This window comes from Exiguobacterium sp. s64, from assembly GCF_018618035.1.
Lineage (GTDB): Bacteria > Bacillota > Bacilli > Exiguobacteriales > Exiguobacteriaceae > Exiguobacterium > Exiguobacterium mexicanum_A.
Genome location: NZ_JACSLH010000014.1, coordinates 25529 through 47392, shown reverse-complemented (window position 1 = coordinate 47392; position 21864 = coordinate 25529). Strand labels below are relative to the sequence as shown.

Genomic DNA, 21864 nt, shown 5'->3' with positions numbered 1-21864 from the left:
ATGTCGACTTCTCGTCATAAAAAAACACTCCCCAATCAGATAAACAGATTTGTTATTTCATCTGTCTACTTATTGGGGAGCATATCACTACGCGAGTGGGCTCGTCGATAATCGGGCGTTAGCCCGGTGTTTTAATATCTTCCTCTACCGTATAGCGGGAGAACCAGTGCAACATGGCATCCGCCTCTTGCTTCGGGATATCCTCAATCAATTCATGTGATAGGACACCGCGCGTCGAGAACAGGACGTTACATACATCGAAACGGCGCTGGAGCGGCGTCTGCGTCACTTGAATCTGTTCGATCCTCGGCTTGTCCGTCAAGAACGACGTGACGTTGAAGGCGCCGGTCCGTAGTTCTATGAACTGACCGTTCTGGGCGTAGCGTGTCGTCATATAGCTCAACAAACGGCCGCCGATGATAATGGCCCACAACAGGATGAGCCACCAGGCATACTCACGGAAGAAGTACAGTACGACTCCCGAGACGATCAGTCCGACCCAGCTGATGCGCAACAGTTTAACCCAGAGGGAACGCTTCGGCAGGCGATGGAGCGCATCAGACCAGACGAACTGGTCGAAGTGTTCGTTCAAAACATTCATTGCCCGCTCTCGTTTCACGAACGGCAGGATGGTCGATGATTCATTTTTCAACTCGTCCATCGTCCCCGCTGCGACGAGTTCGACACCGACGATATGGAACCACCGCCGGATGAACGTCTCTTTGACCCGGACCGCTTGAATCTTCTCGTACGGAATCTCTTTGGCGGAACGGTTGAGCAATCCCTTCTCGACGCGAATGCGGTCGCCGCGTCGTTCGAGTCGGAAATTCCCGTATTTCAAGAAATTGATGACCATGCCGATGACAATCGACAAGATCAGGACCGCTAAGACGAGCACACCAACCGCGATGATTGACGCATGGACGACCCAATCCCCAATCGTATCGAACGTCCCGTCGAGATTGATGAAGTCATCAATCGACGAGATGATTGTCGAGGCGACCGGGAAGATGGCGAACACTGACAATGACGTCAGCGAGGCGATGATGATTTCTCGGGTTGAGAGGGCGTACAGTAAACGGCTCGACGGTTTTTCAATCGCCACCGGTGCAACTGTCCCGTCCGTCTCCCCTTCTACCGGTATGTCGGTCTCGGTCTTGCGATGACGCACCTGGTCAAGGATGTCCTCGAGCCGCTTCGCCTCGTTCGGGAAGACGCCGGCCAGTTTGAACGAGGCGTCGTCACTGTTCGCGTTCGTGTCGAACGTCAACTCGACGACCCCGAGCAATCGGTACAAGAACGGGCTGTTCGAATGGACACTTTGAATCTTATAGAGCGGAAGCGACTTCTCTTTCTTAATCCAATTGCCATCGATGATATATACCGTCTTCTCATCGAGCGCATACCGGAAGTTGAGCCAGCCGAAGAACTTCTGCAAAATATCGAACAAGAGGAACAGCAGAATCCCGACCCGCAAGATAATGCCGAACGTCGAACTCCAGTCATTGTTGATGACGAACAACAACACGAGTGGGATGATAAATGACTTGATGAGCTCTAAGACACGCAACAGCAAGACGCGACTCGGCAGGCGATGCCATGTGAGAGCGGCTTCCGTCATATGACATCCTCCTCCTCGATGCGGGCATAGACCGCGATCTGTTCACGGAGCGACTTCGCGAACGATTCTTCAATCGCATAGATGTCATGTGATCCGGCGGCCGTCCCGATCGTGATCGTCTGCAAGCCGTACTTTCGTAGCAACGGGCCTTGCTGGGCGTGGACGTATTGGACTTTCGTCATCGGAATCAATACGTCATGCGTCGTGATGATCCCGTGATGCAGGCGGATCTCGAGTGGTTTCACGTCATACGTGAACCGCTCTTGCTTCCACTTTTGGAAGACGACGATGTCGATCACACTATAGATGAGATCGATGGCGAGTAAAGCGTACATCGTATATTGGAGCCACGTCGGCCAGTCAAAATAGAGCGCGGCGGCGACGAGTCCACCTATGATGACGAGGCCGATGAGATAAAAGATGGCACTCGACAACCGGAAGACGGTACGTGCCTCAATCGGCAATGTGCCGCTGAATGATGTTGGTGTTGTTTCTATGTCTGACATTAGTGTTTCCCCCTAACAATTCGGAGCATGTGCCCGTTCTACCTCTAGTATACGGTGCACTCCCTAAAAAAGTTTCAAATTGAGGTCGGGAAACTGTTCAACCGTGATCTCATCAACTCAAAGCGCGGTTTGTCTTCGGCCTCCACTTGCTGGATAAGGCGGTCGAGTGCGGCGACACCTTCCCCCTGTAGCGCAGCGTCTAGATGACCGGTCAGTTTAATCGACGCGAACGTACTTGCCATGATAGCGACGTCACAGTCGAAGCCATATTCATATGTCGCCCAGTCGTCCGGGCTCGACACGTCCCGCTCCATCCAGCCCGACACGTCCCGCTCCATCCAGCCCGACACGATGTCGTACGCCCCGACGAGAAAATCGATGTCCCGCTGTTTTCGAATCGCATCCTCGAACATCACGAGAACGTCGGCCCCTTAGTCACTGCCGAACGGACTGTACTCATCCCTGCAATCCAAGTAAAAATCCTCCTGAAAATGATCATTGAACCGAGGGTGTGCGGTGAGTCGGTCAGGACCGACTTCCGGGTCGTCGACATAAATGAAGTCGTCCCAATCAATCTCGGTCTCGATGTACCCTTTCCGGAGTTTCTGGCGAACCAGCTTGTCCGCTTCTTTCTGACAGACGTCCTCCGATTCGAACGATTTGATTTGCACTTTCCCGATTGTCCCGAGCTTTCCGTAATGTAAGGCGAACTCGTCGGACCCGACACGGATGTTCCAAAACTTCGTGGTGTGTTGTAAGTAGGTTTGCATCTGCTCATCCCCATATCGCTTAAGATGTTTTCATTATACGCAGAATTTGAACGATGAAGGACCAGATCAATCTAATGTAATTAAATTCAATTATTGACATTATTTTTTTATAATGGAATATATAAGTATAAACTTATGCGATGTAGTAACGGTTTGATTGGTAGATCCGTTTTTTTTATCAATAGAATCAAATAGAAGGTGAATCACTTCTGCGAAATAAAGTAGCAATGTGTATTCTACTAACAATAACTTAATCTTACAAAAGTAGGCAGGCATTTTGATGATGGAGGGTTTATGCAGAAAAGAAAAATGTATTATTTTATCATTTCGACCTTGGTCATCCTCGCTTTATTTAAAACCGGCGGGACTTTCCTTTATGGAATGATTGTAGATCGTCCCACCCAACAAGACATGTCGGGAAATCCAAGGTATATCGACGGTGAGTTGGCAACCTTTAAAGACAAAACAGAGAATCTAGAGGATACTAATGATATACCGAAGTGGTATGATCTTTTGTCGAAAGAACGGTTTGAGAAGAAGACGTCTGGCGAAGATCAAGAGACTGTTTCAGATGTCCTAAAATGGGCAGTTATAGCTTTCTTGCTCATTTTATTTCTCAAGTACTACAAGCGCGTACGAAACTGGTGGGATAAGCGGCGACGCAAAGCGACACCGTCCTCAGCTGACGAGAGACCATTATCATCTCGAGCCAACATGAACACGGTGACCAATACAACACCAACCTTTCTTTATGCCTCTGATACTGAGCTTGGGAAACTACTCGTGGAGTTGAATGACATCTTGAGCGACACTCAAAAACGAAAACCTCACGAGACCGTCTCAGAGTGGTTTGCACGCATTCGATTCGAACAATCTGTGAAACCTTATGCCGATGTACGATATGGAGAACTGGACGTGATCGACGAGCGCTCACTTCATGATTTCAAAGTATCTGTCAGACAATACATCCAACACTATAAAGGAGAGAAATCTTGATGAACATTCGTACGATGATTGAGGAAATCAACCAAGTCTATTTGGGCAATCCGACAGTAGTAGAGTTGTGTGTGACATCACTTTTGGCAAACGGACATGTTCTCTTAGAAGATGTACCGGGCACCGGAAAGACGATGTTGGCCAAGACATTGGCGACGAGTTTCCACGGCGACTTTTCAAGAATTCAGTTCACAGCCGACTTATTACCGTCAGATATTGTCGGTTCAGATTTTTTCAATCTAAAGACGCAAGAGTTTGAAAACAAGCAAGGCCCAATCTTCGCCAACATCGTGCTCATCGATGAAATCAACCGGGCCGTCCCACGTACCCAGTCTGCATTGCTTGAAGCGATGGAAGAACGACAGGTGACGGTCGGGGGCAAGACATATCACCTTCCTACCCCATTCTTCGTCATCGCGACGCAAAACCCGATTGAATCATCTGGTACCTTTTCTTTGCCTGATGCGCAGCTTGACCGGTTCATGATGTGTTTACATACAGGGTACCCGACCGAAGAATTCGAACTTCAATTGTTGGAGGAATCCGTCACCGAGACCCGGAAGGCGGTACTGGCGAATGTCGATTTCGAGCAACTCCTACAATATCGAGCCGATGCCATGAAAATCCACATCTCGAAAGATGTGTTACGTTATATCGTCTCGATTGCGACCGCGTCACGTAGTCACCGGAATGTTCAGACGGGGATCAGTCCACGTGCGACGATCGCGCTCTCGAAAGCCGCTCAAAGTTATGCCTATATCCAAAATCGTGACTATGTCACACCAGAGGACATCAAGTTCTTGGCCCCATACGTTTTCGCACATCGATTGACACTGACGCTCGAGGGCGAGATCAAGTCCTCGAAGGCCATGGTCATGGAAGAACTCTTGGCGACCATCCCGGTCCCGGTCGAGATGGGCATGTGACTCCGATGAACATCACGACCAATGTATTTTTCTTGCTTGAAAAACGAATCCAAATCGTCTTATTTTCAGTGATGGTCATCTTGTTGTTCGTGCCGTACCTCTCGATCTTTTCATTCGTTCTTGCTGTTTTTTTGGCAGCAAGTCTTTATATCGAGCGTTACACGAAACGACTGACTGCACAAATGGACGTCACGTGGAGACAGTTCGACTCGATTCTGTTCAAGGACGAAAGTTGTAAGTTCACCCTTGAACTGACGAACGTGCACCTCTTAAACGAAATGGGCACGAAAACGTATATACGTACGCCAAAGGATGGACCTTACGTCGTGAACTTAGAGGGGCATACGGAAACCATCATCGAATTGGACGAGCTGCCGTCTGATTTCGTCTTCGAACTTACAAGTAATCGAAGAGGGCCCATCGAAATAGCAGAAATCTCCATCACGATTAGCTTGCCTCTATCGTTAGGGACGTTAACACTCTATTTGGCTCCCCCTTTACGTTGGACGGTATATCCATCGATTTCAAGTACTCATGCGCAGCGTATACGATCACACCTGAAGCTTGGTGAGCGCGTCTCTAAATATTCTCCAATTAAGGATCGATTACTACAAATCTCATCGAAGCCCTATGAGGATGAACCGTCTAGACAAATCGACTGGTATGCGACGGCGAAGAAATCCACTTTGCAAACGAAACTGTACCAGCCGGTCAATCAAGACATGTTCACGGTGTATCTCGACTTGTCGGCTTCGAACGGGATCGGCCTTCATCATCAGTTCGAAGAGTTGATAGAGGATACGGCATTGGTCAGTCGGGAATTGATTGAAAGCGGCGGGAAGGTCGAGCTGTTTGTGAACCGATTAGATCAAAAGGGACATGTCAATCACTTGAGCATCCAAGAAGGGGCGAAGCAGCTTAAAAACATCCTCGCCTTACTCTCTAGTCTCTCGGAGCAAGATCACTATATGGGTTCAACCCGTTTCTCGCCTTACGTGACGAAAATAAAAAACAAGCAAGCTCAGCTCATAAAAATCGCCTCACCTCACTGACTTTTTAAAAGCCAAGTAAGGTAAGGCGATTTTTTTAACAGACATTCAGTCTTCAAAGAACCACTTCTTGCGTGGCTCCACTTTCAAATTGTCCCCATGCTTCTTCATCTCGGTGATGAGGTAGCGTTCGAGTTCGTTCATCGCCTTGACCCAGTCCGTCATCGTTGCGACGAGCGGGACGACGGTCAGGATGAGGTCTTCCTCTTCATCCCGCATCTTCTCGATCATCAGCTTGGCGAAGTCGAAGTTCTCGTGGATAAGATCCTCTTCCCGGTCGATGATGTGCTCGTTCTCTAACTCATAAGCCGAGAATAGACGCTCATGTCGTCTGAGCAAGTGTCGCATATGACGCATCAATTCGTCCTTGAGCTGTGGAGGCAAGTGTTCGAGCGTCAGAAAATCGTCATGCAGCTTGTCGAGTACGTGGATAGCGGCACTGTTCGTATCAATCATTTTCGACTTCAAGACGGCTCGGCGATAAATCGGTGTCTTCTTCTCGAGCCAGCGGTTGGCTTTAATCTCTTCTTCAAAGAAGTCGTACGTTGTCTTCGAATCCCGATGTTTCTTCTTCGTCTCCTCGAGTGACTCGAACGACGAGCGCCCCCCTTCCGTTTCCGAGAACAGACGGGCGATACGGACGGCCATTTGGAAGACGGTCGTAATTTCGTCCTCAAGTTTCCGCTCATAGCGTGGCGGGAACAAGAGCGCGTTGACGAGAAGCGCCACCGTGATCCCCATCATGATAAGCAAGTAACGTTCTCCGGCGAACATCCAGACGGGCATGTCCGATTGGCTCGCCCCTTCCATAATCAGAATCGTCGTCAAGATGACGGTCCGGGTCGTCGACTCGAGGTTCAAGAAGAGAAGGATCGAGATGGCGATGATGATGACGACCCCGATGGCGATCGGTGTCGGGTTCGGCGTCAACATTAAGGAGAAGACGGCGAGCAAAGCCCCGATCAAGTTCCCTTTTAATTCTTCTAATAGCCGGACACCCGTCTGGTAAACAGACGGCAATAACGCGAGCGAGGCCGCGAGCGCCGGTACGACGATCTGTTGAAATTGAAATGCCTCGGCGATGAGTAACACCAAGGCGACGGATATGCCGGTCTTGATTGTTCTAGCTCCAAATCTCATGCGGTGTCGACACCGAGGTGTCTTCCTCCCTTTATACACGTCTTAACTTTTTGTATCCCACTTACCATGCCCTGAAACCTCAAAACATTTCAAGCCGTTGTCCCCTGTTTCGATAGCGCTTCCGTGGTATGATGGCGTTGGATATTTTCTTTAATCTTGATGGGGAGGGGTTTACTTGTCAACCATTGCTTTATTTGGAGGGAGCGGCCGCACGGGGATACGGTTGCTCGAACGTTTATTAGAAGACGGACACGACGTCCGACTGTTGTCACGCCGTGAGGTCGAACCGAGAGAACGACTCACGGTCATCATCGGGGATGCCACCGATGCAGATGCCATCGCGGAGACGGTGCAATCAGCCGACGTCGTCATGTCGGCGCTCGGCACAGACAAGCAGAACGTCTTGTCCCGCTTCACCCCACTCGTCATCTCGGCGATGGAAGCAAACGGAGTGACCCGCATCTTGACGGTCGGGACGGCCGGCATCTTGCAGGCACACGATTCCAATCACTATCGCTTCGAGACCCGAGAATCGAAACGTTCGATGACGACCGCGGCCGAGGACCACGCCAAGGCGTACGAACTGCTCGACGCATCGACGCTCGATTATACAATCGTCTGCCCGACGCAATTGATTGAAGACGCGTCCGTCGGGAACATCGTCATCACAGCTGACGTGCTCGGGACGCAGAACTCGGGACCAATCTCGCGTGACGATGTGGCGGAGCTCGTCATTCAAGCCTGGAAAGACAAATCATATCGTAGACACCGCGTCGGCATCACGACGGAATCATAAGTAGGGGATGGGGATTTATGAACGAACAACGCATGCGCCTCGCGCAATTGACCGACGTATTTGACACACAAGCTGAGACCGAGTCGGCTCGTCTCGCCAAGACCGCACTCCGAAAAGTGACACGTGACGAGATTTGGATTGCCGTCTGTGGCCACTTTTCAGCAGGTAAGTCGACGCTCCTCAACAATTGGCTCGGGGATGGCGTGTTGCCGACGAGCCCGATTCCGACGAGTGCGAACATCGTGACGCTTCGACAGGGGGACGTCGGGGCATCGGTCGCCGTCAACGACACAGATTGGATTCGACTCGCGCCGGATGAACTCGACCGCTTGAGCGACTACTGCAAAATCGAAGAGATTAAAGAAGTCGAGTACGCCCTGCCCCGCTTCCCATTCGGAAGCGACGTCGTCCTCATGGACACGCCCGGGATTGACTCGACCGATGAACGGCACCGTCAAGCGACGGAACGCTCGCTTTTCCTCGCCGACCATCTGTTCTTCATGATGGATTACAATCACGTCCAGTCCGAACAAAACATCAAACTGATGAAACAGTTCAGCGCCGAGGGGCGTCCCTACTCGATCATCATCAACCAAATCGATAAGCACGATGAAGGAGAGCTTCCGTTCCACACGTTCAAACGCTCGCTCGAGACCGCCTTCACCCGTCACGCGATCAATCCGGACGACATGTTCTATATTTCGCTCCGTGAGCTCGATCACCCGGAAAATGAGGTCGAACGCCTCCGGACGTACGTCCAAACCGTCATCGACGCCGCGCGTGAACATGCGGAAGCACGCGCCGACTTGCTCGTCGATACGTTGCTCGCCCGGTCCACTCGTGCGAACGACGCCCTCTTGGACGAGTTGCCGGTCATCGAGAAGCAGCCGACGGAGATTCAAGCCCGCCTGCAACGCCTCGATAAGAAAGCGATCTGGCTCACCGCGTTCCGTCGCGAGTTCTTCAAACACCAGACACCGATCGTCGCGAGCGCGCCGATCATGAACTATGAGTTCCGTGAACTGTTGCGGGACTATCTCGAGAGTTGTGCGCCGGAGTTCAAGGTCGGCCTGTTCTTCTCAAAAGACAAGACGCGCCAGGAACGGCTACGTCGTGAAGAGATCGCTGTCAAGGAGTTCAACCGATTGATCGATACGAACCTTCGCCCCCACTTGATCAAGTACGCCGAAGACATCGTCCGTGATTTGAAACTGCCCGAGGCGATTTTGTCCCGTCCGGATACGTTACCGACTGCACCGAGCGCGCTCATCAGTGACCAAGTGAAGTCCGGCGCATCGCTCAGCGGTGACACGGTGCTTCAATTCAGCCGCGACATCGAGTCGGCTCTCGCCTCTTGGGTGACGAAAGTGTCCGAACCGTGGGTCACGTCCGTCGAAACGTATCTTGAGGCCGAAGGTAAAGACCGAATCCATGCCATCGAGACCGAGCAAGACGAATTGTATGACATGCTCGACACGTTGGCGCTACAACGTCAGCTGGCCGAACAGAGAGACGAGCTCACCCATTACACGACACGTGACCTCTCGGATTCGCGTTTGACGGACCTTGAGACCCGTCACTACGTCACGGCCGACCAATTACCGCAGAAACAAGTCGAACATCAGCAACAAGAAGTTGCCTCGACCTCGCTTCTGGTGGATGATATCACCGCTTTGTCGTTTGATTTTTCTTATGAATATGCGGTATGTGAAATATTAGAGAACCATCCCTTATTCAAGTCACGCGTCAAGTCGCTCCGTCATAAATTGGCCCGGGCCGAATCCGAGACATACACGCTCGCCATCTTTGGGGCGTTCTCGTCCGGCAAGTCGTCGACATTGAACGCGTTGCTCGGTGAGACGGTGCTCCCGACGTCACCGAACCCACTGACGGCGTCGATCACGAAAATCGTGCCGCCGAACGGCCGCGCCAACAAGAGTGCGTTGATCACGTTCAAGACACGTGCCGAACTCGAGGCCGAGCTGAACGGTTACGGGGCGTCACTCGACGCACTCCATCTCGACCATCCGTTCGTCAACGCTCTCAAGAACGCTCCCCTGTCCTATCTCGGTAGCCAGGAGACGGTCGACTATGACACGTTCTGCTCATTCGTCACGGAGGAAGAGAAGAGCTGTATCGTCAAAGAGATCGAGCTCGCCATCGACTCCCCTTGGGCCGAGCGTGGCATCATCTTCGTCGACACGCCAGGTGCCGACTCGCAGTTCAACCGTCATAGCGAAGTACAGTTCGGTTATATGCGTGACGCCGACGCCGTCCTGTTCGTGACGTATTACAATCACGCCTTCACCGAGGCCGACCGAGAACTCGTCATCCAGCTCGGACGCGTCCAAGGGACAGGTGACCATCACATGTTCTTCCTCGTCAACGCGTCCGATTTGGCGGCGGATGAGGCGGAACGGCTCGCCGTCAGCGATTATGTGTCGAACCAGTTGACGAAACTTGGCGTCCGTCATCCGACGGTGCTACCGATTTCGAGCCGGAACGCCATCCAGGGCACGGACGCCGGGTTCGACCGATTCTCGGTCAAGCTCGAGCAATTCGTCGACCACGATTTGCGTCAGGCGAACGCGGTCCGCATCAAAGATGAGGCACATGCCCTCGTCACCGCGTTCGAGGACGTCGTCCGCGAGGCCGAAGCGGATGCGAGCGTCAAGGCGGCCCGCCGTGACAAGCTCGAACAAGTACGCACTTCTGACAATCGTCTCAACGTCACGACGCTCGAAGACCCGTTCAAGCGCGAGACGGACGAGTTGCTCGCCCACCTCGAGACCCGCTCGCTCCTCCGGCTGTCGGACTTCGTCAAAGAGACGTTCCATCCGGTCGAGGTCGATGGATCGAAGGCGAGCCTCGAGCGCGCCCTCAGCCGGACACTCGACAAGTATGCGTATGACATCCATCAAGAGCTGCAAGTGTTCCAATATCGGCTCGAGCGCTTCTTGAAACGGGAGACGGAACGCTTGATCGAGCGCGAGACGCTAAAACTGCGTCCGCTCCTGCCGACGCTGTCGTTTGAGGACGACATCGACATCGATTGGTTCCGTGACGCCGTCGACCCGGTCGCGTTCGAGGCGGCCCCGTTCCGTCCCGTCCTGAAGCACTATAAGAACGCGAACCAATTCTTCGAAGGCGACGGCCGGACGAAACTGCGCGATGACTTGAGCGCCCTGTTGAAGACGGCGGTGCGCGAGCAACTCGCGCGCGTCGGAAGTCATCAAGTCGAACGGACGGCGACGCAGCTTGCCGCGCTCGAGAAGACACTCAGCCAGGACTGGGACCGTGAAGTGAACAACCTCGTCGCCGGCGAACTGAGCGTGCTCTCGGACGGACAATCGTTCCAAGACATGACACAGCGCCTCGCTGCGCTCAGAAAGGACTGAACGCATGGGTTCCTTGTTGCTCGTCGGATTGATTCCGGCCGTCATCATGACGGTCGCACTCGGCTTGTTTATTCGCCACCTGTATTTGAATAGAGAGTAGACTAAAAAGGATGGGACCGAGACCGGCCCCATCCTTTTTTATGACGCCATGAACGGCTTTCAAACCGCTTCTTGACGGTCCCATAGCTTTTCAACGCTCACTAGTTCATGTTTGTTAAACGTCACTTTATAAACGTCCGGCATATCGAGTTCTTTCCAGAACATATAGCCATACTGTTCATCAAAATAATTGAGGATCAGCACCATGATATTCCCATGCGTACCGATTGCGATTCGCTTTCCTTCGTATTGGTCGAGTAGTGACAAGATCGCACGGACTACCCGCTGTTGAGCAACAACGTTCGATTCGCCCCCTTCCCATGCAAATGTAGGATTTTCCCACACTTTTGTCATCGCCAAGGTAAAATTCTCGGCCGGCTCTGTCGTCAACATCCGTTCCCGCAAATCGTCCATGAGTAGCACTTCTGTCCCAATCTGGTCAGCAATCCCTTGGACGGTTTGAATAGCTCGTTTATATGGACTCGAAACGACGAGATCAATCTTTTCTTCACTCAAGGTGTTCGTGATGTTACGGACGTCTCTCTCTCCCTTTTCAGATAAGGGTCTCGTCCATTCATCGGCTGTATATGTAGAGTGTGCATGTCTTACGAAATATAAGGTCGTCATGTCATCGTCTCCCGTTCTATGGATGTCATCATTCACTATTATTCCACTGAAACTTATTGTAAAATTATCCAGCGTGACTTCATTATATTCCTCAAAAAGAGGATAACGCCTACATATTTTTTCCGATGAAGACGAACATCGAAGTTGGAACGGTGAGAATATACCGTTGGAGTTCACGATGTAAGCCGCAAAAATATAGGTTGATGGGAGAGGCAAACATGAGAAGCAGAATTCACATACTCGGCGCTTCGGGCTCCGGCACGTCAACACTTGGCCACGCGTTGGCGAACGTCCTGCCGCATACTCATCTGGATACGGACGATTATTTCTGGATCAACAAGTTCACCGAACCGAGACCTGTCCCTGAACGACGCGAGATGCTCAAGGAAGAGTTGCTACAATCTGAACGGTGGATTCTATCAGGATCTCTCGCAGGTTGGGGCGACTGTTTCATGCCCTATTTTGATTTGGTTATCTTTTTATGGATTCCGCCTGACGTCCGCTTGGCCAGATTGCAACAACGGGAACTCGAGCGCTATGGTGCGGAAGCACTCGCTGGCGGTAGCCTATACGAGCAATCACAAGCGTTTTTGAGTTGGGCCGCCCTTTACGACCATGCCGGGACAGAAGTTAGAAGTAAGTCGTCGCATGAACAATGGCTGGCTGAACTGGCTTGTCCCATCCTAAGAATCGAAGGCGACTACTCGACCGAGGAACGAATCGCGATGGTCATGGATGTGTTAAAACAGAATCAGCATCAATGATATTCCTTCCCGATCCTGATTTTGGTGAAATGAATTTCAGCGCTTGCGGGAGGGAACAACAGATTACAGACGAACACCTCGGTCCCATCCAACATGTAACTCGAGACAGCGATATCGTGCATAAAGTAAGGTAGCTGTAATCTAGATAATTCTTTGATGGGTGCCACCCGGTCGTTCAAAGGAGCAACGATGTCCACTTTGATACATCCTAAAAATTCGATCTGGTGATGATAACTCTCATTTTCTTCTTCAATTTTGATTAACACTTCATCCCCGTAGTACCGACAATCACACCCGAGCACACGAGCATCCCAATAATATATCTTTTCAATCTCCTCTAAAATCTCTTGTACGTTCATTATTGTTCCTCACCTTCTATTTAGAATAAGAGCCTCGAGTATGTGTGCTCGAGGCTCTTTGTTATGCGTCAGCCGGGTACCGCACGTCGATGCGCTGCCGGATATCGGTCATGACGTCCGCGAGTGTGAGCATATCGGCAAACGAATGGACCTCGGTCTCCCGCTCCCCTGCTTCAATCATGTTTACGAACGTCTGAATCTCATACGTCATATGGCTTTCCTGTTCTAAACCGAGTTCGACGGTCGCCCCGTCTCGGCCAACGAATGTCAAGCGGTCGAGCGAACCGATATCGTCAATCACGATGCGCCCCGCTTCCCCGATGATTTCGGACGGAGCGTCCGTTCCGTGAATCTTCGAGTGGAGCACGATGATGTCCATGCCGTCATACGACAAGATGGCCGAACCACTGCCGTCGACACCTGACTCGAGCTTGACCGCGTTTGCTTGCACGCCGTCAGGTCGACCGAACAGTTTCAAGGCCGGGCCGAGGCAATAGACGCCGAGGTCCATCAGTGAGCCGTTCGAGAAGGCAGGATTGAACGTGTTCGGATTGTCTCCGCGTTTATACAAGTCGTAGCGTGACGAGTATTGCGACTTGTTCAAGATGACACGCCGGACGTGGCCGACCCGATGGAGTTCTTGACGCAACACATCGAAGTTCGGCATGAACAGGTTGCGGAGCGCCTCGAGCAAGACGACGTCCTGTTCGCGTGCCATCTCAAGCATCTGTCTGACTTCCTCGACGTTCGAGGCGAACGGCTTCTCACAGAGGACGTGCTTGCCGTGACGCATGAACAGCAGGCTCTGCTCGGCATGGAGCGAGTTCGGGCTCGCGATATAGACCGCATCAATCAATTCACTGGATGCCATCTCCTCGAGTGAGGTGAACGTATGTGGAATATCAAATTCTTCGGCGAACGTTTTCGCGCGCTCATCTGTCCGGGAATAGACGGCGGACACGGATGCGTCTTCGACTTGATGGGTCGCTTCAATAAAAGAACGGGTGATAAAGTTTGTGCCGATGATACCGAATCGAATCATGGGTTAATCCCTCTTTTCTTTAGGTTGTGATGGCTTTGCTAAGGACGATTTCGTCATGGAGCGGGATGCCGTGCTCACCGATGACGGGGATTGACGGTTTATGTAGCCTGGCCGCATCGACCGCACCCGGGATAATCCGTGCGAGGCGCCAGCCTCGGCGTTGGTAAAAGGAGAGCGCACGCAGGTTGTCGTTCGTCGTGATGAGCGACAGCCGTTCGAGCTGATGTTGCTTGGCCACTCTCTCCACTTCATCGAGGAGCGCCGAGCCGATGCCACGCTTCTCCTGGAGGCTGTCGAGCGAGATGATCTCAATCTCGTCTTCCCGAATGACATACGTGAGGAGGCCGATGATGACGTTCGCTTCCGACCAGACGAACCCGTCAAGCGTGGCGCAGTCATACTTACCGGTCGAGATGACCATCTCAGGTGAGCCCCAGGCATCGATAAAGAATGCACGGACCGCGTCACGCGTCAAAGAGGTAATCGGTTCAATCATCGCAAATCACTCCGCCTCTCGGGCAGGTGACGGTTTTGGCGCACTCGCCTCGGCGTAGATGCGGAACTGTTTGAACTGTTCATCATAAATCAGGCGAATCGCCCAGCGAAACGCTTTTACATATAGGGTATACAGCCATGAGGACGGTGCGAGTGTGATGCGAATCGTAACGTCCGTCCCGTCTGCTGTCTCGTTTAACGTATATGTCGCCGTCGACACTCCTTGATTCGTCATCGCCTGCACCTCGCACTCATATGGACGATTGACATGGGTCAACTCGGATTCGACCCGAATCTCTTTCTTCTCGAACTGTTGGACCGAGATGAACCTTTTTCCCGTCACGAGTGAGGCGTCACCATCCTCGTAGATGTTCTCGATCAAATGGTCGTTCCATTTGATGATATGTTCGTCTTCTGCGAGACAAGCGAACGTATGGTCAATCGGTGCGTCGATTGTCATTGTATATGTAGCCACTTCAAGTTGTTTCACATCAAATCCTCCTTCATCGATCGACATTCTTTTTTTCATTACGTTAGACAAGATCTTTTTCAAAACAGACATACCGTTCATGCCCTTTCGGTTTCGAATCGAAATGGACGCTTCCACGTTCCACGTAGCCGTGTCGTTTGTAAAAGTTGCAGGCTGCCCCATTTCCTGAGAAGCTGTCGAGCCGGATGCTAGTGTAACCTTCCGCTTTTGCCAACTGTTCAGAGGCATGTAACAGGGCTTTTCCGCTACCTTGACCTTGCCGCTCCGGATGCACCATTAAGGAATGGATGACGAGTGGATGGTCGTGACGCCACTCAATCGTTTCCCATTCCGGCGACTGCCATTCGTCGAGCACGACGACGCCGATCAACTGCTCACCGCCTTTCATAATATAGACAGAACCTTCTTCGATACATGCTTCGAAATAGGCGCGGTTCGGATACGTGTCGTCCCATTGAAAAATCTGTCGGGTGAGCAAATCGTCTTTACAAGCGAGATACAGTTGTTCAATTGCAGTTAAATCTGATGGTTTGGCTAATGCGATTGTGTTCATTCCAATGCTCCGTTCTTTAGGGTGACTATCTTTTATTGATGATCCGCTCGTATTTTTTATACTCGTCGTGGTCCATGCTTAGACCGAGCAGCTCAGCGATTGTGGATGGTATCAATCAACTCATACCCGATGAGCATGTCCCATCGGCTGTTATCGGTCGGGTCCATCATCACATGATCAATCAACATCTGCTCGATGCCTCGGGTTTGTTGAAGGTAATGTTCAAGCTGTTTGAACTGGTTTGCCTCAACGTAGGCGTCGATGGGATCCATCATCGCCTGTTGCTCCACCGAGAGGGTCTCGTTGCCTGAATACAGCTCAAAGATATTCCCTACGTTATAATCATTCAAAGATGTGTTCTCCTCTCCCACGTCGCTTTCCACGATGAGCGCTAGTAATTCTGTCGATATGATTGCGTTTTTAGAAAAAGAATTTATCATATTCGTTGCTATATTTTTTAGAAAAGATATCACATGCGGTATTTGAAATAAAATTATTCAAAATACTCTAGAATGGTTTCTGGGTCATATTCCAACCCTACCAGCTCGCTCGACCAATCGAGGCCGCACAGCAGCTCATCATCCGACATGTTCGGCAACCAGCGTTCAAGGAATAGCTCGACCGGCAACTCGATCACATGATAGTCGGCCCATTCTTTAACCCGGCACGCGAGCGCAAGCTCTCGTGACGAAAAGAATAACAGGACGTCTGTGTCTTCGACGTGCGATGGTGCGTACGCCCACCCCTCGTCTTGCTCCGCAGATAATCCGAAGACGAGTCCATTCTTCTCGACTCGTTCGCAAAATGTCTCGAGCACGTCGCTTTCCGCCTGCGTCACTTCGACGAACGCCTCAAACGAATGCGCCGCCACCTCGAGGTCATTTATCTCGTGCCACCAGGCGTAAATCGTCTCCCGGTCGTCTTTCAAAAAACCGAGCTCATCACCGGATCCGTTCGTCGCAAGCGTCACGAACCCATGCGGTAACTCCTCTTGTTTCAATTCGTTGGCTCGAATGACGTCATCCCATGTCTTATTGAAAAACCGCTCGTCCTTGATCGGATAAAAGAACCAATCCCCAAGTTCGAACTTGTTCTCATGACCCCATGCGTCACGTAAGCCGTCCGGGAAGCGTGACCCCACTTGTTACTCTACCTGTTCAATCGTTTCGACCGAAATTCCTGAAAGATTCGTATCAAGCCTCATCTCATCGCCTTCTTTCTAACATCAATAACATGAGTATACTGAATTTACAAAAAAGAGGGAATTGATTCCGACAAGTTGATTCAATAATGATCACGATTCTGTTGCGCCAAACGTTTGTAAAACGTAAAAAAGGACCTATAGACAAGGTCCATCGTCACGAGAAATCATTCGGTTGTAAGTTGTAACTTCTTAGTCGATTCACCGACTACCTATACGCGTCATCACTCGTTAACGAGCTGAACGCCGCTCACTTCATAATCACCGATTTGAATGAAGTGGAACCGTCCGTCCTCGGCTAACCCTCTAGCAGTTCCCGAAAACTCAGCTACAACGTCAGGGCGTTTGCGTGCACCGAACGGCCACTTGTACAACAACCCGTCTTTTACGAAGTAGCCGACCTGTCCTTGAATCGTCAGCGCCGAACTGTCGTGAAGTCGCTTCGGCGTCTTATACTTGTTGAGTCGACCGGTTGAATCAACATGAATCAAGTCATACCAAATCGACGGACAGAGCCAGACCCCGGTTCGATTTGCTTGCAACAATTCGCAGTCGACAATGGTCGGTGGACGTACAAAATCTGACTGATAGCGTTGTAACACTTCACCTGTCCTCGAGAAACAGACGAGTGCCTCGGTGGATATCCCTTCCCCGAACACCCCTTCATCGGCATAGCCGATCCAAACCCCCGTGTCGTTGACGGCGACCGCTCCGATGGCGTTGCCCGCATGGAACGAATGAAGTATCGACCCTCGTCCATCGATGACCCAGACATTGCCGGGTGTACCTTCGTGCGTCACATCGACGACGAGAAACGTTTCTGAATCAAGGAGACGGATGAATGGCGAACTCAAATGAAACGGCAGTCGTATCGTCCGCTCATTCCAATAGACGACCGGGCCATCCTGATCCACCAGAACAATCACTTCACCACCTGATAAATCGGCATCAAATACTCTTGATTCATCGGTTATAAATATCCTCTCAATCTGCAGTTTCATCCAGTTTCACCTCCCATATTCACCGCTATCTTGTTGTTCAATCAAACACGATGAATCGTTTATACGTTTACTCAACGAGTTAGACGGTCTTGATACTGCTCGAGCCTTCTGTGGAAGCGGTCAACTTCTTCCCGAGTCACCGAATCTGTCATTCCATAGCGCTCGTCCAAATATGGCTTGAAATCGATGTCCGTCAATTCGATGCGCCGTGCCCACTCTAAAACCGTTTCTGTCGGCAACCATTTCTTCGCCGGCGGTAGCGCCTGATTGAACGCGATGAGAGCGTCCCGAATCGTCACACCTGTCCAAGCCGGTTCTTCGACACTCGTTATCGAGCTCGGGACTGAATGACGCGAGAACGTCCGCGTCGTGAACGAAGCTGTTTCGTCAGCTCGCTTGCGGTGCTGAAAACGAATGTTAGCGGCAAAAATCACTCCGCTAAGCAATACACAGGCTAGTATCAACACCCAATAGAAGAGGCCATCGCCTCGTTCGATGACGGTAGTCACAGAATCAATCGTATAATCCAAATAGTCCAGTTTCAGACGAGACTGTTCTTCTTCTTTCGGTATCCTCATCTTTCCTTCGGACGACTCCATCAAATACTCAGATTCTGCCGGTGTCGGTCGCAACTTTAACCCCGAGGTCGGAGGCTCATACCACCATTCCATCAACAAGCTGATGAGACGAAGTCCAATAAAGACCGTTCCTACTGTCAGCACTGCGGTCAAACCAAGCCGAATCATCCAACGCATGTTGCGCCTCCTCTAGGGATGACTTACATCACATTGTATCATTGGACGTTTCCACTTGGAATAATCATTCAGCACGACTCTAGTCATCGTTTTACAGAAGATGCATCTTAGCGACCTGACTTGTTGGCCGCAGCTTTAGAATCTCGGTCGCTAATTCGTTCGCTTCATCATCCGTCATTAATTTGTCGGGAATCGCATTGAAAAAGAGCAAGTATTCCTTTAGATCTATGCGACTAGAATCAAGCACGACAGCACGTTTCGCATGTTCGTAGGCCCGTTCATAGGCATGAGGATGGTGACAGAACGGTTGGCTCATGAGAAGCGACGCAGCCTCTTCCCAATCCGCAGTCTGCTCAACTTGAATCTGATCGCATACGATTTCGTAGACCGCTAAGTCATCCGTATCAAACGCAACTTCAAGAAATGTATCTAACACCACTTCGTGAGCGAGCGGCTTCACTAGACGTTGAACGGTCGCTCGGTCATTTGAGAGGATCGCCTTGTGTAGTTGTTTTTTCAGGCTCATTTGAACGCTTGCCCCTTCCTTGATGATTCATCAACGCTCTTTTTTTCATTCATTTCCGTTTAAAACCTAGCGCGATGGAACGAAGAATCCTCGATTTGTTTCCGCAACTATCACACGCTATAATCATTGGCTCATCACCATAACACGTGGTTGCTATTTTAACGACCAAGCTCGAAGCGTAATCTTAAAAAGAAACGTTCGAGGTTTCGGTAGCCATAACCACGGCGTTTGATAAGCTTGATTTTGTTGTTCGTTCCTTCCATCTTTCCGTTCGATAGACTGGACACGATTGTTCGACGCATCGCTTCCTCTCGGTTCTGGATCGATTTCGCGATCTTCGCCAGAGGCCCGCAAGGATGGGACTGATAACGATCCAACCAATCGGTCAGTCGACGTTTCGCCTGTCCATGGCACGTGGCCTTCAGCACATATCGAATATGTTGAAGTCCTTGATAGAGGTCCCGGGTGAACGGATCTTCCCGAAGGCAAGAATCGGCGACCTCCCGGTCTTCGGGGGACAGCGTCTCCGGACGACAGGCGAGAGCACGGTCAATCACACGGACATGATGGTGACGTTTCACCTCGTTCAAAAAACGACGCCGACGGCGAAGGGCGTCCGTGAAGAACTGGATGAGATGGAAACGATCCAGCACATGTTTCGCATCCGGGAAGACATGTGCGACGGCCTTCGCCATTGTCGGTGCAAAGTCACTGACGACAGAACGGATGTCTCCGGCTATGCCTTGGAGTGCAGCCGTGATGGCCGTGACGTCCCTTCCCGGGACAATGGACAGGAGCCGACCACTCTCCGCATCGAGGGCGATTGTCGCATAGTGATGTCCTTTTCGTGTGGCGAACTCGTCGATGAGGACGTCTGTTGTATGCTTCTCTGTCTCTACTGAGGCGTACCGATAAAACCATCGTTCCACCGTCGTGTAAGGTAATCCGTATTCACGCGCTACATATGAGATCGTCCTACCGTGGCAACGTTCTGCGATGCCTTTCCGGAACACCTCGGTGGAGGTGCGGACGAGCCCGAGACCGTAGTCATACACGAACGTCAAATCACAAGAGAAGCATCTTTGACGTGGGACATCCAGCTCAATCCAGAGTATACCGACGTTCCATGCGTGACCGTGTCGGAAGCGATGGATGGGCTACACTCAATTGGACATAAATGAAGAGGTCGATTAGACTGAAACAAATTATGAACACGAGGAGAACATTAGACATGACAAAGAGAGCGCACCGCGTTTACACAGATGAATTTAAAGAACAGGTCGTCCAGCTCTATCTCAACGGGAAGCCGAGGATCGATATCGTTCGCGAGTACGATTTGACACCATCGGCACTGGGACGTTGGATCAACCAGAGCCGTACGACCGGTTCGTTCAAGGCAGAGGACAACCTGAGCGACGAGGCCCGTGAACTCCGTGACCTGCGCAAGCAAGTGAGGCAGCTCGAGATGGAGAACGACATTTTAAAGCAAGCCACGCTGATCATAGGACGAAAGTAACTGTCATCAAGAACAATATGCACAAATGCTCGGTATCAGCAATGTGTAAAGTCCTGAAACTATCAAGAAGCACCTTCTACTACGAATCCAAGAGGCGACCGGCGGTCGACGATGTGACCGGTGATGTCATCGAGATTTTCCGCCGCAGTCGTGACAATTATGGGACGCGCAAGATCAAGGTCGAGCTACAGCGTATAGGGAAGCGTGTGTCACGCCGACGCATCGGACGCATCATGAATGAGCAGGGGCTCGTGTCCTCCTACACCGTCGCACAATTCAAACCGAAACGAAGCAATCCTAACGAGTCCACGGTGAAAAACGAGCTGAATCGTGAGTTCCGTCAGGAAAAGGAACTGTCGGTCATCGTGAGCGATTTGACATACGTCAGGGTCCAAAACAAATGGAACTATGTCTGTGTATTTGTCGACCTGTTCAATCGGGAAATCATCGGACATAGCGTCGGCGAACGCAAGGATGCGGACCTGGTGGCCCGGGCGATCGCAACAATTCCAGCTGACCTCCGTCGGGTGGGCATGTTTCACACCGACCGTGGGAGCGAGTTCAACAACAAACTCGTGAGCGACACGTTGCGTAGCTTCGGGATCCGTCGTTCGCTCAGTGACAAGGGGTGTCCTTACGACAACGCAGTGTCAGAGGCGACGTACAAGGTTCTCAAAATCGAGTTCGTCAAGAAGCAGACTTTCCCGAATCTGACGGTTCTCGACCGTGAATTACGTGATTACATACATTGGTTCAATAACATCAGAATCCATGGGACATTAGGTTACCTGACACCGAAAGAATACAAAAAAAGAGACCTCTTAAAAAATGTCTAGTTAAGTGTTGACAATCCAGTGTACTGGATCGACCGGTCCGAGACAGACGCTACGTTCGGATTTAACTCAAGCTGCCTGATTTGATGTTCGTTGAAGATGATTTTACTCATGGATGCGTTCCCCCGTTTGTATGAATAGGTTCATTATATCGATTCGACCGCACGCAAAAAACCCTGAATGAGCACTTTTTATCAAGTGTCTATCATTCAGGGTTCAGTTCAGAAGTGCCTGGACTGGAAAACCGCACACGAGGCCTTCACCGAGGAAGTGTTGCGCTTAATTTGACAAACCATCTTATCATAAAATCCGTTTGTGAAAAAACTATGCATTTTTTGATTAAATCTCTTGTCAATTTTTGAAATGAATTTGATATACTTTTTTGTAATATAGTGATGCTA

General features: G+C 50.9%; 24 protein-coding genes. 7 read left to right on the top strand and 17 right to left on the bottom strand.

Going from position 1 to position 21864, the window contains the following annotated elements:
• Positions 1-118: 118 nt before the first annotated feature.
• The 4 genes from KNP64_RS14175 to KNP64_RS14160 all read right to left on the bottom strand — a co-directional run bounded on the left by KNP64_RS14175 (position 119) and on the right by KNP64_RS14160 (position 2897).
• A complete protein-coding gene (locus KNP64_RS14175) occupies positions 119-1621 on the bottom strand; it encodes a PH domain-containing protein (RefSeq protein WP_214761570.1) in 1503 nt (500 codons plus the stop codon).
• Complete coding sequence (locus KNP64_RS14170; protein ID WP_214761572.1) at positions 1618-2127, bottom strand: PH domain-containing protein; 510 nt, start codon at positions 2125-2127, stop codon at positions 1618-1620. Before KNP64_RS14170 ends, KNP64_RS14175 begins: the two co-directional genes overlap by 4 nt.
• 74 nt (positions 2128-2201) lie before the next feature.
• Positions 2202-2543, bottom strand: a complete 342-nt coding sequence (locus tag KNP64_RS14165) for a hypothetical protein (protein ID WP_214794040.1) — start codon at positions 2541-2543, stop codon at positions 2202-2204.
• Between the two features lie 15 nt (positions 2544-2558).
• Positions 2559-2897: a WGR domain-containing protein gene (locus KNP64_RS14160; protein WP_214761573.1), complete on the bottom strand. Its 339-nt coding sequence runs from the start codon at positions 2895-2897 to the stop codon at positions 2559-2561.
• 294 nt (positions 2898-3191) lie between these two features.
• Between KNP64_RS14160 and KNP64_RS14155 the strand changes: the two genes are divergently transcribed.
• Genes KNP64_RS14155 through KNP64_RS14145 form a run of 3 tightly spaced genes read left to right on the top strand, consistent with a single transcriptional unit; the run spans position 3192 to position 5871 of the window.
• Positions 3192-3893: a hypothetical protein gene (locus KNP64_RS14155; RefSeq protein WP_214753348.1), complete on the top strand. Its 702-nt coding sequence runs from the start codon at positions 3192-3194 to the stop codon at positions 3891-3893.
• Entirely contained in the window at positions 3893-4819 is a 927-nt protein-coding gene (locus KNP64_RS14150) for an AAA family ATPase (RefSeq protein WP_214753350.1), read from the top strand. The genes KNP64_RS14155 and KNP64_RS14150 overlap by 1 nt, the downstream gene beginning before the upstream one ends.
• Before the next feature lie 5 nt (positions 4820-4824).
• Positions 4825-5871 (top strand): DUF58 domain-containing protein, encoded by a 1047-nt coding sequence (locus KNP64_RS14145; RefSeq protein ID WP_214753352.1) that lies wholly within the window; start codon positions 4825-4827, stop codon positions 5869-5871.
• 45 nt (positions 5872-5916) lie between these two features.
• On the opposite strand, the gene KNP64_RS14140 is transcribed toward KNP64_RS14145, so the two are convergent.
• Positions 5917-7008 carry an FUSC family protein gene (locus KNP64_RS14140; protein WP_214753354.1) on the bottom strand — a complete coding sequence of 364 codons (1092 nt, stop codon included), beginning with the start codon at positions 7006-7008 and terminating at the stop codon, positions 5917-5919.
• Between the two features lie 175 nt (positions 7009-7183).
• Between KNP64_RS14140 and KNP64_RS14135 the strand changes: the two genes are divergently transcribed.
• On the top strand, positions 7184-7804 hold the full coding sequence (locus tag KNP64_RS14135; protein WP_214761714.1) for an NAD(P)-dependent oxidoreductase: 621 nt from the start codon (positions 7184-7186) through the stop codon (positions 7802-7804).
• A gap of 17 nt (positions 7805-7821) precedes the next feature.
• On the top strand, positions 7822-11202 hold the full coding sequence (locus tag KNP64_RS14130; protein WP_214761715.1) for a dynamin family protein: 3381 nt from the start codon (positions 7822-7824) through the stop codon (positions 11200-11202).
• Between the two features lie 159 nt (positions 11203-11361).
• Here the strand turns inward: KNP64_RS14130 and KNP64_RS14125 are convergent, their stop codons facing one another.
• Positions 11362-11928, bottom strand: a complete 567-nt coding sequence (locus tag KNP64_RS14125; RefSeq protein WP_214753360.1) for a histidine phosphatase family protein — start codon at positions 11926-11928, stop codon at positions 11362-11364.
• A gap of 218 nt (positions 11929-12146) precedes the next feature.
• Here KNP64_RS14125 and KNP64_RS14120 point away from each other — a divergent pair, with 218 nt between their 5' ends.
• Entirely contained in the window at positions 12147-12692 is a 546-nt protein-coding gene (locus KNP64_RS14120; protein WP_214753362.1) for an ATP-binding protein, read from the top strand.
• On the opposite strand, the gene KNP64_RS14115 is transcribed toward KNP64_RS14120, so the two are convergent.
• The 11 genes from KNP64_RS14115 to KNP64_RS14065 form a co-directional block, all read right to left on the bottom strand.
• Positions 12686-13051: a hypothetical protein gene (locus KNP64_RS14115; RefSeq protein ID WP_214719616.1), complete on the bottom strand. Its 366-nt coding sequence runs from the start codon at positions 13049-13051 to the stop codon at positions 12686-12688. The two genes, KNP64_RS14120 and KNP64_RS14115, sit on opposite strands and share 7 nt — an antisense overlap.
• A 61-nt stretch (positions 13052-13112) precedes the next feature.
• Entirely contained in the window at positions 13113-14093 is a 981-nt protein-coding gene (locus KNP64_RS14110) for a Gfo/Idh/MocA family protein (protein WP_214753364.1), read from the bottom strand.
• A gap of 19 nt (positions 14094-14112) precedes the next feature.
• On the bottom strand, positions 14113-14589 hold the full coding sequence (locus tag KNP64_RS14105) for a GNAT family N-acetyltransferase (RefSeq protein ID WP_214753366.1): 477 nt from the start codon (positions 14587-14589) through the stop codon (positions 14113-14115).
• 6 nt (positions 14590-14595) lie between these two features.
• A complete protein-coding gene (locus KNP64_RS14100) occupies positions 14596-15078 on the bottom strand; it encodes an SRPBCC family protein (protein ID WP_214753368.1) in 483 nt (160 codons plus the stop codon).
• 43 nt (positions 15079-15121) lie between these two features.
• On the bottom strand, positions 15122-15631 hold the full coding sequence (locus KNP64_RS14095; RefSeq protein WP_214794043.1) for a GNAT family N-acetyltransferase: 510 nt from the start codon (positions 15629-15631) through the stop codon (positions 15122-15124).
• Between the two features lie 92 nt (positions 15632-15723).
• Positions 15724-15981 (bottom strand): hypothetical protein, encoded by a 258-nt coding sequence (locus KNP64_RS14090; protein WP_029595493.1) that lies wholly within the window; start codon positions 15979-15981, stop codon positions 15724-15726.
• 143 nt (positions 15982-16124) lie between these two features.
• Positions 16125-16772: a DUF2750 domain-containing protein gene (locus KNP64_RS14085; RefSeq protein WP_131472743.1), complete on the bottom strand. Its 648-nt coding sequence runs from the start codon at positions 16770-16772 to the stop codon at positions 16125-16127.
• Between the two features lie 284 nt (positions 16773-17056).
• A complete protein-coding gene (locus tag KNP64_RS14080) occupies positions 17057-17833 on the bottom strand; it encodes a hypothetical protein (RefSeq protein ID WP_125318011.1) in 777 nt (258 codons plus the stop codon).
• Between the two features lie 71 nt (positions 17834-17904).
• Positions 17905-18588: a hypothetical protein gene (locus KNP64_RS14075; RefSeq protein WP_214794046.1), complete on the bottom strand. Its 684-nt coding sequence runs from the start codon at positions 18586-18588 to the stop codon at positions 17905-17907.
• A 91-nt stretch (positions 18589-18679) separates the two neighbouring features.
• The gene (locus tag KNP64_RS14070) at positions 18680-19114 is read right to left on the bottom strand and encodes a hypothetical protein (RefSeq protein ID WP_051627722.1); all 435 of its coding nucleotides are present in this window, start codon (positions 19112-19114) and stop codon (positions 18680-18682) included.
• Between the two features lie 158 nt (positions 19115-19272).
• Entirely contained in the window at positions 19273-20214 is a 942-nt protein-coding gene (locus tag KNP64_RS14065) for an ISL3 family transposase (protein ID WP_256441406.1), read from the bottom strand.
• Positions 20215-20345: 131 nt separating this feature from the next.
• On the opposite strand from KNP64_RS14065, the gene KNP64_RS14060 reads away from it, so the two are divergent.
• Positions 20346-21466, top strand: a protein-coding gene (locus KNP64_RS14060; protein ID WP_214794049.1) for an IS3 family transposase whose coding sequence is annotated in 2 segments (ribosomal slippage) — positions 20346-20595 and positions 20595-21466 — 1122 coding nt in all. Because the reading frame shifts where the segments join, the coding sequence is not laid out codon by codon here.
• Positions 21467-21864: the final 398 nt, after the last annotated feature.

Bases quoted from the DNA above. Each gene is read 5' to 3' on its own strand.
- KNP64_RS14080 (WP_125318011.1), bottom strand. From the start codon at position 17,833: ATGAAACTGCAGATTGAGAGGATATTTATAACCGATGAATCAAGAGTA.
- KNP64_RS14075 (WP_214794046.1), bottom strand. From the start codon at position 18,588: ATGCGTTGGATGATTCGGCTTGGTTTGACCGCAGTGCTGACAGTAGGA.
- KNP64_RS14160 (WP_214761573.1), bottom strand. From the start codon at position 2,897: ATGCAAACCTACTTACAACACACCACGAAGTTTTGGAACATCCGTGTC.
- KNP64_RS14140 (WP_214753354.1), bottom strand. From the start codon at position 7,008: ATGAGATTTGGAGCTAGAACAATCAAGACCGGCATATCCGTCGCCTTG.
- KNP64_RS14150 (WP_214753350.1), top strand. From the start codon at position 3,893: ATGAACATTCGTACGATGATTGAGGAAATCAACCAAGTCTATTTGGGC.
- KNP64_RS14170 (WP_214761572.1), bottom strand. From the start codon at position 2,127: ATGTCAGACATAGAAACAACACCAACATCATTCAGCGGCACATTGCCG.
- KNP64_RS14175 (WP_214761570.1), bottom strand. From the start codon at position 1,621: ATGACGGAAGCCGCTCTCACATGGCATCGCCTGCCGAGTCGCGTCTTG.
- KNP64_RS14110 (WP_214753364.1), bottom strand. From the start codon at position 14,093: ATGATTCGATTCGGTATCATCGGCACAAACTTTATCACCCGTTCTTTT.
- KNP64_RS14095 (WP_214794043.1), bottom strand. From the start codon at position 15,631: ATGAACACAATCGCATTAGCCAAACCATCAGATTTAACTGCAATTGAA.
- KNP64_RS14130 (WP_214761715.1), top strand. From the start codon at position 7,822: ATGAACGAACAACGCATGCGCCTCGCGCAATTGACCGACGTATTTGAC.
- KNP64_RS14115 (WP_214719616.1), bottom strand. From the start codon at position 13,051: ATGAACGTACAAGAGATTTTAGAGGAGATTGAAAAGATATATTATTGG.
- KNP64_RS14125 (WP_214753360.1), bottom strand. From the start codon at position 11,928: ATGACGACCTTATATTTCGTAAGACATGCACACTCTACATATACAGCC.
- KNP64_RS14120 (WP_214753362.1), top strand. From the start codon at position 12,147: ATGAGAAGCAGAATTCACATACTCGGCGCTTCGGGCTCCGGCACGTCA.
- KNP64_RS14105 (WP_214753366.1), bottom strand. From the start codon at position 14,589: ATGATTGAACCGATTACCTCTTTGACGCGTGACGCGGTCCGTGCATTC.
- KNP64_RS14145 (WP_214753352.1), top strand. From the start codon at position 4,825: ATGAACATCACGACCAATGTATTTTTCTTGCTTGAAAAACGAATCCAA.
- KNP64_RS14155 (WP_214753348.1), top strand. From the start codon at position 3,192: ATGCAGAAAAGAAAAATGTATTATTTTATCATTTCGACCTTGGTCATC.
- KNP64_RS14070 (WP_051627722.1), bottom strand. From the start codon at position 19,114: ATGAGCCTGAAAAAACAACTACACAAGGCGATCCTCTCAAATGACCGA.